Source organism: Frankia sp. RB5, assembly GCF_059816245.1.
Genome location: NZ_JCBATA010000044.1, coordinates 39142 through 51902, shown reverse-complemented (window position 1 = coordinate 51902; position 12761 = coordinate 39142). Strand labels below are relative to the sequence as shown.

At 67.3% G+C, this 12761-nt stretch carries 14 protein-coding genes; 2 read left to right on the top strand and 12 right to left on the bottom strand.

Features of this window, described 5'->3' with window-relative positions:
• The first annotated feature begins 39 nt into the window (after positions 1–39).
• Both AC6EXY_RS21985 and AC6EXY_RS21980 read left to right on the top strand, forming a co-directional pair.
• Entirely contained in the window at positions 40–1128 is a 1089-nt protein-coding gene (locus AC6EXY_RS21985; protein WP_499817901.1) for an amidohydrolase family protein, read from the top strand.
• Positions 1125–1925: a GntR family transcriptional regulator gene (locus AC6EXY_RS21980; protein ID WP_101829585.1), complete on the top strand. Its 801-nt coding sequence runs from the start codon at positions 1125–1127 to the stop codon at positions 1923–1925. Before AC6EXY_RS21985 ends, AC6EXY_RS21980 begins: the two co-directional genes overlap by 4 nt.
• A gap of 124 nt (positions 1926–2049) precedes the next feature.
• Here the strand turns inward: AC6EXY_RS21980 and AC6EXY_RS21975 are convergent, their stop codons facing one another.
• The 12 genes from AC6EXY_RS21975 to AC6EXY_RS21920 form a co-directional block, all read right to left on the bottom strand.
• Positions 2050–2694, bottom strand: a complete 645-nt coding sequence (locus AC6EXY_RS21975) for a 3-oxoacid CoA-transferase subunit B (RefSeq protein ID WP_101829584.1) — start codon at positions 2692–2694, stop codon at positions 2050–2052.
• Entirely contained in the window at positions 2691–3416 is a 726-nt protein-coding gene (locus AC6EXY_RS21970) for a CoA transferase subunit A (protein WP_499817900.1), read from the bottom strand. The genes AC6EXY_RS21975 and AC6EXY_RS21970 overlap by 4 nt, the downstream gene beginning before the upstream one ends.
• 153 nt (positions 3417–3569) lie before the next feature.
• A complete protein-coding gene (locus AC6EXY_RS21965) occupies positions 3570–3773 on the bottom strand; it encodes a ferredoxin (protein WP_499817899.1) in 204 nt (67 codons plus the stop codon).
• Between the two features lie 2 nt (positions 3774–3775).
• A complete protein-coding gene (locus tag AC6EXY_RS21960; RefSeq protein WP_499817898.1) occupies positions 3776–4888 on the bottom strand; it encodes a cytochrome P450 in 1113 nt (370 codons plus the stop codon).
• A 113-nt stretch (positions 4889–5001) separates the two neighbouring features.
• Positions 5002–5343 carry a Dabb family protein gene (locus AC6EXY_RS21955; protein ID WP_165818174.1) on the bottom strand — a complete coding sequence of 114 codons (342 nt, stop codon included), beginning with the start codon at positions 5341–5343 and terminating at the stop codon, positions 5002–5004.
• Positions 5340–6302: an SDR family NAD(P)-dependent oxidoreductase gene (locus AC6EXY_RS21950; protein WP_101829579.1), complete on the bottom strand. Its 963-nt coding sequence runs from the start codon at positions 6300–6302 to the stop codon at positions 5340–5342. The genes AC6EXY_RS21955 and AC6EXY_RS21950 overlap by 4 nt, the downstream gene beginning before the upstream one ends.
• A gap of 12 nt (positions 6303–6314) precedes the next feature.
• Entirely contained in the window at positions 6315–7325 is a 1011-nt protein-coding gene (locus AC6EXY_RS21945) for an ABC transporter permease (protein WP_101829578.1), read from the bottom strand.
• Position 7326: 1 nt separating this feature from the next.
• Positions 7327–8862, bottom strand: a complete 1536-nt coding sequence (locus AC6EXY_RS21940) for a sugar ABC transporter ATP-binding protein (protein ID WP_101829577.1) — start codon at positions 8860–8862, stop codon at positions 7327–7329.
• A 6-nt stretch (positions 8863–8868) separates the two neighbouring features.
• Positions 8869–9627 carry an enoyl-CoA hydratase/isomerase family protein gene (locus AC6EXY_RS21935; protein ID WP_101829576.1) on the bottom strand — a complete coding sequence of 253 codons (759 nt, stop codon included), beginning with the start codon at positions 9625–9627 and terminating at the stop codon, positions 8869–8871.
• A gap of 26 nt (positions 9628–9653) precedes the next feature.
• On the bottom strand, positions 9654–10499 hold the full coding sequence (locus AC6EXY_RS21930; protein WP_165818173.1) for a mycofactocin-coupled SDR family oxidoreductase: 846 nt from the start codon (positions 10497–10499) through the stop codon (positions 9654–9656).
• A 32-nt stretch (positions 10500–10531) separates the two neighbouring features.
• Positions 10532–11878: a sugar ABC transporter substrate-binding protein gene (locus AC6EXY_RS21925; RefSeq protein ID WP_133150530.1), complete on the bottom strand. Its 1347-nt coding sequence runs from the start codon at positions 11876–11878 to the stop codon at positions 10532–10534.
• Between the two features lie 106 nt (positions 11879–11984).
• On the bottom strand, positions 11985–12755 hold the full coding sequence (locus tag AC6EXY_RS21920; protein WP_101829573.1) for an SDR family NAD(P)-dependent oxidoreductase: 771 nt from the start codon (positions 12753–12755) through the stop codon (positions 11985–11987).
• Positions 12756–12761 lie beyond the last annotated feature (6 nt).

Genomic DNA, 12761 nt, shown 5'->3' with positions numbered 1-12761 from the left:
TGCTCGAAGATCGAGTCCGTCTGCGAACGGTGGTGCGTCTTGCCCGACAGCTACAGCCCCGTGCGTCTCACCGATGTGGTCAACCCGCTCACCGGCGAGCGCGCCGATCTGACGATCGAGGTCCCCGGCCCGGCGGGCCCGGCGCCCGCGCCGGCGATCGACGGCAGCGAGCTGTGGGTACTGCCCGGTCTGTACGACGCCGACGCCCACCTGCCGATCCTCACCCGAGGGCTGCGCGAGACCGACCGGTGGCGGGCGCTCGCCGGTGGCGCGACCACGGTGAACACTGCCGTGCCCTGGCACCAGCTCGAGGCGCTCGACCTCGACGTGGTGACCGCCTACTTCGCGTCGACGGCGTTCCCCCAGATCCTGCCGATCCTCTCCGTCGCCTCCGACGTCGACAGTGAGGCGTTCCCGAAGTGGCTGGCGACGTTCGGCGAGCGGATCCGCCAGACCTGGATGCCGACGATCAAGCTGTACTCGGACAACCCGAACTTCTGGCCGAACCTCGAGGCGATCTGGGCCGTGGGCTGCAAGGCGGCGATCTACTTCTACAGCGACGAGGCCTTCGAGGGGGTTCTCGCCTCCCGCGGCGGGCCGGTCCACTTCCGCCACGTCGTCTCCGAGGCGATGAGCGACCGGATCGCCACCCGCCCCAACTCGACGACCCAGACATCACCGCACTTCCTCGTCGAACTCCCGGCCGGGCGGCCCGGCGAGCTCCACGTCCTGCCGCCGGTCCCGGACGACGACGCCGCCCGGGCCAGCCTGCTGCGCATCCTCGCCGAGCGGGTCGACCTGATAGCCAGCGACCACAACGCGCCGATCGCCGGCAACACCGGGCCCGGCCTGGAGATCGAGCAGCACCTGCTGCCCGCGCTGCTCACCCTCGTCGAGCAGGGTGCGCTCGACCTCCCGACCGCGATCGCGAAGACGACGACAGCCGCACGGGCGGTGTTCGGCCCCGCGCAGCCCCTCGCCGACGCCCGAATCGTCGTCGATCCTCGGCCGACCGGCCCCGCCGGGCTCTGGCCCGGACAGGAGGCCCGTCGCGCTGCGTTCCGCCACGTGCCGCTCTCCGGCGCAATCGTGGCAGTATTTGACAGCGGCTCCGGTTTCTTCCTGTGACGCGCGCGTACGAAGGTGCCCAGCCTCCCGTCACGGCGGGGCGCTCTAGGACCAGGGGGGTCGAGATCGACGAAAGACCGGCACGCGGGCGCACCAGAAACTCGAAGTCGTCACTGCCCGCGCTCGGCCGCAGCGGCGTCCGCACCGCGCACCGTGACGTCGCCGACCGGCTGCGGCACGCCATCGTCTCCGGCACCATTGCCGCAGGCACCCACCTGGTCCAGGCCGAGCTCGCGAACACCCTCAACGTGAGTGTCACGCCGGTCCGGGAGGCGCTGCGCGACCTGGAGAACGAGGGGCTCGTCGACTTCGACCCGTTCCGCGGCGCCACCGTCCACGCGGTGAGCCTGGACGAGCTCGAGGAGATCTACGAACTGCGCCGGGTGCTCATCCCGCTGGCGATCCGCGAGCGGATCCACACCATCACCGACGAGGAACTCGACGAGGCCGAGCGGCTCACCGACCAGATGACACTCGACGTCGACGACGCCCAGTGGGTCGAGGCAAACCGCGCCCTGCACACCCTGCTCGACGGAGCCTCGAACCTGCCGCACCTGCGCCGGTTTCTGCGCCGTCTGGCGGACATCTCGGCGCTGTACGTCGAACTGTCGGTGACGACGGATCCCGAGCGTCGGCGCCGGGCTCGCAATGACCACAAGGCGCTGATCGCCGCCTACCGGACCCGCAACGCGGAGGCGGTCACCGCGATCACAACCCGCCACCTCAACGACACCGCCGCAGTCGCCGCGGCGGCCCTCAAGGAGAAGAGCACCGAACCCAGGCACGCGGACGACTGACCTGACAGTGACCTGGCAGGGCACCGTTGCGCTGGCGGGGACAGCTGCGCTGGCGGGGACAGCGGTCGGGCCAGCCGTTCTCGGGCATGATCTCCGCACTCGCTGGGCGGACGAAAGATCTGGTCTAGATAATTGGGTCGGACCACAGCACTTTCGCGTCGGTGATCGATTCGACTTCGGTCCGGGAGTGACCTGGCGCGACGAGTACTACGCGCAGACCGCCCGGGGTGACATCCATGACGGCGTAGTTGGAGATAATCCTGTCGACGACGCCGACACCCGTCAACGGAAGGGTGCAGACCCGGACAATCTTGCTGGAGCTGTCCTTTGCCACGTGATCGGTAAGCACCACGACCCGCCTGGCGCCGACCACGAGGTCCATGGCGCCACCCATACCCTTGATCAACGACCCAGGAACCGCCCAGTTCGCGAGGTCGCCGGTCTGGGATACCTGGAGTGCGCCGAGGACAGCCACGTCGACGTGGCCACCGCGGATCATCGCGAAAGACTCGGCGGAGTCAAAGAAACTCGCCCCACGCACTGCCGTGATGGTCTGCTTGCCGGCATTGATGAGATCGGCGTCCTCCTCGCCTTCGAACGGATATGGGCCCATGCCGAGAAGGCCGTTCTCGCTGTGAAGTGTCACGTGGACTCCGCTGGGGAGGTGGTTCGCCACCAGCGTCGGAATGCCGATTCCAAGATTGACGTAGTCGCCATCGGCGAGCTCAGCGGCGGCCAAGGCCGCCATCTGCTCACGACTCCAGGTCATTGGACGCCTCCGACCTCGTGCGCAGGGTGCGGCCGAACAGTGCGCTGTTCGATCTGTTTTTCGGGGCACAGTACTCGCACGACGCGGTCGACATAGATCCCCGGCGTCACGATCACCTCCGGATCGAGTGCCTCCAGGCTGATATTCTCGACCTCGGCAATGGTGACGACCCCCGCGGCGGCGACCAGCGGGTTGAAGTTGCGGGCAGTGCGCCGATAGGTCAGGTTCCCGTATGTGTCGGCCGTGTGGGCATGCACCAGGGACAGGTCGGCCCGGAGTGAACGCTCGAACAGATAGGTCTCACCGTCGAAGACTTCCGTTGGTTTTCCTGTCGCGACGGGCGTGCTCACCCCGGTTCTGGTGTAGAAACCCGCGATACCGGCTCCTCCCGCCCTGAGCCGCTCCGCGAGCGTCCCCTGGGGATTGAACTCGACCTCGATGTCCCCGTTCAGGTACTGGTCCGCGAACATCATGTTCTCGCCGACGTACGACGCGATGACCTTCCGTACCTGCCTGCTCTCCAGAAGGAGGCCGAGCCCGGCGCCGTCCACACCCATGTTGTTGGAGATGACAGTGAGATCCGTTGCGTGGCTGTCATGAAGCGCCCGGATCAGCTCGCTCGGTATCCCGCACAGCCCGAACCCACCGACGGCAATCGTCATGCCGTCGGTCACGACGCTGGTCAGCGTTTCCTGAGCCGTCCGGCACAGTATCGTCTTCACTCGCATTCCGTTCTGTAGCGACCGCCGTGACGACCACGCCGACGGGCCCTGGCCACGAACACCCGGATGGCCGACGCCCGCCGTCGCCGACCATCCGGCCGTTCGTGGGCGCCCGCCGGCCACCGACGCAGGCCGCGTCACCGGGGCCGGTATTTAGGAACCAGCGTCGTGCAAGAGGATCGCGGTCGCCGGACAGATCCCGACGGCTCGTCTCACGAGCGACTCGTCGCCGTCCTCGACGGTCTCGTGCAGGGCGACCACAAGACCGTCGTCGCCCAGGTCGAAGTACTTCTCCGCGACATCGACGCAGTTTCCGGCGCCGATGCAGCGTTCCTGCAGCGCTTCGATCCGTGTCATCGTCATGCTTCTCCCCACGTCACCAGGAGTTCGGGCACGCCATAGATCATCGAGTTTCTGAAGTCGAGATCGGATTCCGCCACCGCGAGCCGCAGGTCGGGGAATCGCTGGAGCAATTTCACAAACACGACCTGAAGCTCGATCCGAGCAAGGTTCTGGCCGAGACACTGATGGATGCCGAATCCGAACGAGACATGGTCACGGGCATCGCGGCGAATGTTGAGGACGTGTGGGTCCTCGAAGACCTCGGGGTCATGGTTCGCGGCAGGGATAGGGGCGATGACACCATCACCGGCGTGAATGCACACACCCCGGATCATGATGTCGTCCGTCGCCACCCGGGAAGCCACGTGGTGCGCGACGGAGAGATACCGGAGCAGCTCCTCCATCGCCGGCGCCGCCAGCTCCGGGTGCGCGCGGAGTTCAGCGGCCTGGTCCGGAAAGCGAAGGAAGGCGATCGTGCCGAGCGCGATCATGTTGGCCGTGGTGTCGAAGCCGCCGACAACGAGCAGCTGCAGCATGCCGACGAGGTCCTGACGGCTGATCGCGCCCTGCTGGAACTGCTGTGCGACGAGGTGGCTGACGATGTCCTCGCCCGGCTTCTCAAGCCGGCGACGTATGAGGTTGTCAAGGAACGCGGCAAGGTCCCCCGAGGCCTGCGCGGAGACGTCAGGCGGGCTGTTCAGGTTCATCCACGTCGCGACCCGGCCGAGCAGGAACGCCGCGTCGCTGCTCGGTAGGTCGAGGATCTTGCAGATCGCTCGGGCCGGCAGCGGCTCGGCGAGCGCCGCCACGAGGTCAACGGGGCCGCCCGCCGCCGCCATGCCGTCGAGCAACTCGTCGACCAGCTGCTCGACATACGGCCGTAGTAGCTCGACCTGTCGCACGGAGAACGCCTTCGTCAGCATGCGTCGTTGCACGTCATGCTCCGGGGCATCCATGCGAATGAAGCCACCCTGTGTATTGCGAGACGCCGAGTGGTTGGCGCTGCTGTTCGGGTACCCGCCGACACGCGGGTTCGCGGACATGGCCGGATTGCGCAGCAACGCCCGCATGTCGTCGTGCCGGGTGGCCAGCCAGGCCGCGGAGCCGTCGTAGAGGCTGACCCGGCTCACCGGGCACCGGGCCCGCACCTCGTCGAACGCAGGAGGCGGCAGCAGCGGGTCCGCGCGCCGCGGCGGCCAGGTGATACCGCTGTCGACCTCCGGGGCGTCGAGATCGTAAGACGTCATGGTGCCACGACTCCCTCCGTGCTGGGCGCGAGTCTCTCGGTGCCGTCCTGGTGGCCGTCGACCACGTAGTCGATGCCCATCGAGCTCTCCCGCAGCGGGCCCAGGAACGCGACGACCTCGAGGTGACGTGGATGGGTCAGGTACGTGGCGAGGTCGTCGGCGGTGTCGAAGTCGGCGACCATTCCGACGTCCGCCTGACCCTCGGTCACGGACTCGCCGACCGTCATCGACCGCACCTGCGGCAGGCCCCTGAGCGCCCCGATCATCCCGACCAGCTCACCGCGTTGATCGGCGGTGGAGCTCGGGCTCAACTTGATGACGGCGACATGTCTGATCACAGCTTCGCCTCCGCGCCAATGCCGGCCTTCTGAAGAAGGGCGTACTCGAATGCGTTGTCGACGGCCTCGTAGGTCTCCTCGAGCAGGTGGTCGGCGTTCTGGCTGCCCACGACGAGCTCCCAGTTGTCGCGCACCTTCTCGGGCGTAAGCTCGGGGTCCGCGAACCCGAGCGGGGAGGCGAAGAACACCCTTGCGACCCGACCGCCGCTGATACTGAAAGCCTGGCCGGAGACCGGACACTCCTGCGCCGCCAGCAGGCAGGCACCGAGCGCGACGTGCTCCGCCGTCGTGAACCGCTCCATGTATTCAAGGACGTTGGTACCCGGAATCAGCGGCGTGACCATCCGGCTGATCGCCAGAGGCAGGATGGCGTTCGCCTTGATCCCCAACGGGGCTCCGGCTCCCGCGGCCTGACGTGTGGCGGCCAGGACCCCGGCCTTCGCGATTGCGTACGAGCCGTACCAGGTTCCGTCTGGCTGCACGAAGCCGAGCGCCGCGGCGGAGCTCGTGTTGACAAACCTGCCGTAGCCCTGGCGCGCCATGTGCGGCCACGCGGCGCGCATCGTCATGAGCTGACCCTCGAGATGCACGGCCATGTGCGCCGCATACGCGGGTCCCGGCTCCTCCTGGATCGGGTCCGAGGCGTTGATCCCGGCGTTGTTCACGACGATGTCGATACGACCGAACGTGTCGATGGCCTGTTGCACCATCGCGGCGACGTCTTCCTGGCTCGCGACACTGCCCCGGTTCGCGACGGCCACGCCGTTGGCCGCCGTGATCTCGTCGACGACGGCCTGGGCGCGGTCGCCGCTCTGAACCTCGTTCCGGATGGACACCCCGTAGTCGTTGACCACGACTTTCGCGCCGCGCGCGGCCAGGGTCTTCGCGTGCGCGCGACCGATCCCACCGCCGGCACCGGTGACGAGCGCGACCCGCCCGTCGAATCGGACGTCACTCATAACCAACCCTCCTCACTTGACAACGCCGGTCTCGGACCGGCGAACGGTGACGATCACGGCGAACAGCACGATCACGCCGAAGATCACGGTCTGGTAGTTGGGATCCACCTGGATCAAGGTCATCCCGTTGGTCACGATCCCCAGGGTGAGGACGCCAACGATGGTGCGCGCCGGGCCACCGCTGCCGCCGCTGAGGGCGGTTCCGCCCATCACTACCGCCGCGATGGCGTTAAGCAGGAACGAATCGCCCATACCGGGCGAGGATCCGCCGCCGACGCCGATTAGCATGAGTCCGGCGACGCCGGACAGGAGGCCGGACAGGGCGAACAGCGCAAGTTTGTTGCGCCGCACCTTGAGGCCGGAGAGGGCCGCGACGCGTTCGTTGCCACCGATGGCATAGACGTGGCGGCCGAACGGCGTCCGGTACGCGATGACCGCGACGATGGCGAACACCATCACGGCCCACCAGACGATATTTGCGATGCCAAACGCAGGTGTGCTGTTGACCATCGTGTCGAGCGTGTGGTTGTCGAGCTGAGCCGCGGCGCCGCCTGTGATCCTCAGGGCCAGACCGTTGAGAATGAACAGTGTGCCGAGCGTCGTAAGGAATGACGGCAGCTTGGCGTACGCGACCAGGAAGCCGTTCACCAGGCCGCAGGCCAGACCGATGGGCAGCGCGAGCCAGATCAGGTCGGGGTGGCCGTGTTCGGACAACTGGACCGCGATGGTTCCCGTCAAGGCAGCGACCGCGCCGACGGACAGGTCGATGCTGCCGGCGACGATGACCAGCGTCGACGCGCACGCGACCACCATCAGTGTCGAGGACGACCGAAGGATGTTCAGCAGGTTGTCGGTGGTCGGGAACAGCGCCGTACGCGCAGTGAAGAAAATAATGAGCGCGACGATCAGCGCGTACGGTAACAGCCGACCACCCCAGGCGCCGACCACCTCACCGGTAGACCGTGGTGGCCGGGCTGGTTTCACGGCCACCACGGGCCTCTCCGGAAGCTGCTGCGTGGTCATTTCACACCATCCTTGCGATGACGAGCTCTTCGGTGAGCAGCCTGGTCTCGGCCTGATCCCATTGATGGACCATGCGCCCGTCCTTCATGACCGCGACGCGGTCACCGAGCCCGAGGAGCTCGTTGAGGTCGTCGCTCACGACGAGGATTGCGATGCCCTCGTCCGCGAGATCGCGCAGATGTCCGTAGATCTCCTGGCGGGCGCCGACGTCGACTCCCCGGGTGGGGTTGTCCAGGACCAGTACGTGGGCCCCGGAGGCGACGAGCCGGGCGAGCATGACTTTCTGCTGGTTTCCACCGCTCAGCGAGCCGACCTTGGTCTCCATGTCTGGAGCGGCAATGCGGTACCGGTCGATCGCCGCGGCGACGGCGCGCCGTTCGCGTCCCGGATCGAGAAAGGGGCCGCGGCGCAACGAGCGCAGGCTCGACCAGGTGATATTCCACTTGATGCTCTGCAGCAGGCTCACGCCCTCCGCGTGGCGGTCAAGCGGACCGAACGCGATGAACCCGGTCCGTGCGGCGTTGTCCCCGGACCGCAGGCGGTGTCCATCGACGACGACATCGCCGTGCGCTTTCAGGTCACCCGCGATGGCCCGGGCGACATGCGACTTGCCGCAGCCGGCGATGCCACCCAGCGCGAAGATCTCACCTTGGCGGATCTCCAGTGACACGTCGGTGAAGTACGGCGCCGCCGCCAGTCCGTCGACCTGCAACCGGGCCGGGCCGAAGGTGGCGTGCCGGCGATCCTCGAAGTAGTGGTTCTGTGAGCGCTCACGTCCGACCATGAGCCGGTGCAGCTCGGCCTCGCTGGTCTCGGCGGCCAGCCGCTCGGCGACGACCTGTCCGTCCTTCAGGACGTACACCCGGTCGCACAGCTCGAGGATCTCGTTCAGGCGGTGGCTGACGAACACGAACGAGGCATGCTCGCGGTGGGCCCGGACGAACTGGAACAGCTCGGCCGCCTCGTCCTGGTTCAGCGAGGCTGTGGTCTCGTCGAGGAGGATGACCGGCCGGCCGATCTCGAGCAGGTCGGCGACGGCGAAGGCCCGCGTGATCTCCACGAGCTGCCGGATGTCCAGCGGCAGATCCCGTACGCGTGCGTCCACGTCGACCTGCCCACCCAGCAGCTGGCTGCCGTCGACCTGCTGGGCGGCGGCGCGGCGCATGCGAGCGGTTCGCAGCAGGCCGCCGACGGTGAACCGGACCTCGTGGCCGAGGTACAGGTTCTCCGCGACGGTCAGGTTGCCGATGAGGCCCTGGTCCTGGTGCGCGCGGAACACGCCAGCCGCGTTGGCCTGCTGGTAGCTCGCCAGCTCCGTGGCACGGCCGCCGACACGGACCTCGCCGGAGTCGACGCTCAGAGAGCCGGACAGGATGCTGAGCAGGGTCGACTTTCCGGCGCCGTTCTCGCCGACGAGGCCCACCACCTCGCCGTCACGCACCGTGATGCTGACGTCCGTCAATGCCCGTACTCCTGGGAACGCCTTCGTGACTCCGTCGGCTTCGAGGGCCGGCGGCGGCAGAGTGTCGACCGTCATCGCGGCCTACAGATCCAGCGCCGCGAGCGCCTCGTGCACGAGGCCGAAACCGAGCTGGTCGTGCATGATGCGTTTGAGGTCACGGGTCAGGACCTCACGGGTGTAGCGCAGCGTGAGCAGCGGCTTGGCCGCCAGCCTGTGGGCGATCTCCATGGCCCGGGGAATCAGCTCAGCGGGCGCGAGGACCTCGTCGACGGCGCCGGCAACCAGCGCGGCCTCGGCCGAGAGCTCCTTCTCGGTGAGAAGGAAGTACTTGGCACGCTTCGCGCCCAGGACGTAGATCCACGCCTGCGCGGCTCCGTCGCCGGGAACGATTCCTCCTGGCAGGTGGGGACTGTCCTCGAAAACCGCGGTGGAAGACGCGAGCACGACGTCGGAGAGGATCGGAATCTCGGAGTGCACCCGCGCGGGCCCGTTGACGGCAGCAATCACCGGAACCCGGATCGACAGTAAGTTGTTGATCAGCCTCTGGCCCTCGAAGACGCTGTTGTCCCAATCGGCGGGGCCGGTCAGGACGAAGCTGTCGAAGTCGATGGCCCCGCAGAAGTCGGCGCCGGCGCCGGTGAGCACGACGACCTTGTTCTCCGGATCGCAGGCGACGTCGTTGAAGCAGTACGCCAGCTCGTCATGGGCGACCGTGTCCCACACCAACGACCCGCCCCGGGTGTGAAGAGTGACGACGAGGACACCGTCGTCGGTGCGCTCAAATTTGATTCGTTGGTACTTTCCCCGGTAGTCGTGTAACCGAGGCGCGATCTTCGACATTACCTACTCCTGTGTCCTTGGATCGGTCAGCGGACCATGACGCCGGCGTCGACCGGTACGGCCATACCGGTGATGAACCTCGCGTCGTCGGAGGCGAGCCACGCGACGGCGGCGCTCACCTCCTCGGGTTCGAGGAATCCGTTCGCCGGGATGGGCAGCACCGGGTTGAAGGTGCTGGCGAACAGGACCGCGTCGTGGCCGTCACCGCTCAGCAGCGCCGGCCCGGTCTCGTCGGTGGTCAGGGGGGTCCGGATCGGCCCGGGGTTCACGGTGTTGACCCGGATTCCGAACTCGCCCAGCTCCTGCGCCAGGACCTTCATCAGGCCCTGGAGGCCGTGCTTGGTCGCGGCGTACGCGCCGGTGAAGGGAAGCCCCTTGGTCCCGGAAACCGAGCTGGTGATGATGATCGAACCGCCGTCGCCCGCGAGCATGCGCGGGGCGAACGCCTGCACGGTGTTGAAGGTTCCGGTCAGGTTGACACTCATGACCTCGTCCCACAGGTCCATGGGAGTGTCGAGGATCTTGCCGTAGGCGCCCATGCCCGCGTTGCAGACAAGCACGTCCAGCCGTGGGAAGTCGGTGCTGCTGGCGGCCTCCGCCGCCGCCAGCGCCGCCCGGTCACGGATGTCCGCCTTTATCGCGACCGCGCGCCGTCCCATGGCCTTGACCGCGTCGACCGTCTCGACGAGCTCATCCCACGTGCCGAGCGGGTAGGCGACCTTCAGTGCCTGCTCGCAGAGGTCCAGCGCGACGATGTCGGCTCCTTCGGCCGCGAGCCGCAGGCAGTGCGCCCGGCCCTGGCCATGGGCCGCGCCGGTCACGAGCGCGGTGCGGCCCGCCAGGCGCTGCCGCATCGGGTCCTGGTCATACATATCCGCCACCTCCTGTGGGTCGCCCCGTCGTTCTATGCGATGCCCATGCGCTTGAACGTGCCGAGCGCACCGTCCTTGTAATCCGCCTTCGCCCGGACGGAGCCATAGGGATCGACGAAACGCGCGGACCAGTCGGTGTTGACCTTGTCGATCTGCCCACTGTCGAGTGCCCGCTGATATTCCGTCGGCCACTGGAAGCCCGCCGGGCGGGGGGTCCTGTTGGTGCCTGGCCTGTCGCCCCACAGGAAATTCGTCGGGTCCGAGACCACGCACTTGTGCGGGAACGTCCATTTGTCGCCCTGCAGTTTCCGGCTCATCTTCCGCGCGTCCCACAGCGGCGACTTGTCCTCGCCGGTTAGGTTCAACAGCTCGCCCGCCGCACCAGGCGTGTCCACGATGACGCTGTCGGTGTCGATGAACACCTCGGTGGGATCGAACTTCACACCGTTCAGGAAGTCATAGAGCCGGACGGCGGCCAGCACTCCCGAGAACGCGATCAGGCCGGCGGAGGTGGCGACGATCCTCTCCTCCGACTGCATCTGCTCGAGGAACCCAGGGTCGCCGTCCATACCGCAGACGAGCGCAGTGGTGTTGCGAGCCGCCTTGAGTGCGGCAATCGCGCCCTGGGCGACGCCGTCGTTGAATCCGACGACGAACTTCACGTCCGGATGCGCCGGCAGCAGCGCGGCCAGTGCGTCCCTGGCCTTGGTGGTATCCCAGTCGGTGTACGCGTTGCCGACGACCTTGACGTTCGGATATTCCGCGAGCGCCCTGTTGACCCCGAACCGCCGCGCGGTCTCGGAGATGCCGCCCTTCGGGCCGCCGAGCAGGATCGCCTCGCCCTTCCCGCCGCCACGCTGCAGGAGGATCTTCGTGATGATATAGGCTTCCTCGGCGAACGGCCCCCCAACGTTGCCGATAAAGTACCCGTTGTACCTCGGACCGTTGGGTGCGAACCACGGGAGGCGGTTCGAGAGATTCGTGTACGCGATCTTCTTGTTGGTCAACGACTGCGCGTACTGGCCCACCGACGCGTCGGCGACGAGATAGCTGTGCACACCATTGACTCCCAATGCGGGGAACTGCAGCTCCTGCGACAGCATCTTCTGCATGTCGCCGTCGTAGCTGGTGAACGACGAGCTGCCGCTGAGCGCCTGGGCAGAGAGCTTGAAGGCACGATCGGTCGACTCAAAGGCGGGCACGTTCGCGATCAGGTGATCGATGAACTTCGGTGCGACCGCGCCGCCGGCGCTGCTGGCCGTTCCGACGTCACGGCCCGCGCAGGCCGCCACCGCCAGGCCGAGGCCACCGAGGCCGACGGCCTGTAACAGTCCGCGTCTGGATAACTCTGCCGTTGCCGGTACATCCTTGATATCCATGAACAACTCCCGAAAAAGGTGCGCCAAAGAGCGCCGGTGTCGTTGGGACGGCCCGCGCGCGGGCCGGGTCGGTGCCCCGGGTCAGCTCCGGTCGGCCCGCACGGTGTCACTTCGCGACGAAACCGCCGTCGACGGGCAGGGCGACACCGGTGATGAAGCTCGCCCGGTCGCTGGCCAGGAAGAGCGCGGCCTGCGCGATCTCCTCCGGTCGGCCACGCCGACCGAGTGGGATGTCCTTGGCGAGCCAGGCGTTCATGCGATCGTCCAAGCCCTCCGTGGTCTCCCTGGACCAGAACTTCGGCAGCATAGGAGTGTCGATCGGCCCCGGGCAGATCACGTTCACCCGGATCTTCGGGGCAAGCGCCAGCGCCAACGATTTCCCCAGCATCACGACCCCACCTTTGGAGGCAGAGTAGAGCGGGCTCAGGTGGGAGCCTACGAGGCCGGCGGTCGAGCTGGTAAAGATGATCGAACCGACGTTCGCGGATGCCTGCAGCAGCGGGATCGCCTGCTGCGCGGCGAAATAGGCGCCGGTGAGGTTCACTGCGACGGAGATGTCGTACTGCTCACGCGTCACGTTGTTGCCGGTGGCGCCAGGTGTGCCCGCATTCGCGTAGACGATGTCCAGCCGGCCGTACCGCTCGCCGATGACGTCATAGCAGCGCTGGATGGCCGCGTCGTCCGTGACGTCGACCTGGAGGGCGAGCGCGGTCCCGCCGGCGGTCTCGATCTCGGCGGCGACCGCCTTGGCCTGCCCCTCGTCGAGGTCACCGATGACGACCGTGGCCCCCTCCCCCGCCATCGCAAGCGCGCTGGCGCGCCCCATGCCCGACGCGCCGCCGGTGATGAACGCGATGCGGTCCTGCAGCTCTGCCATTCTCAG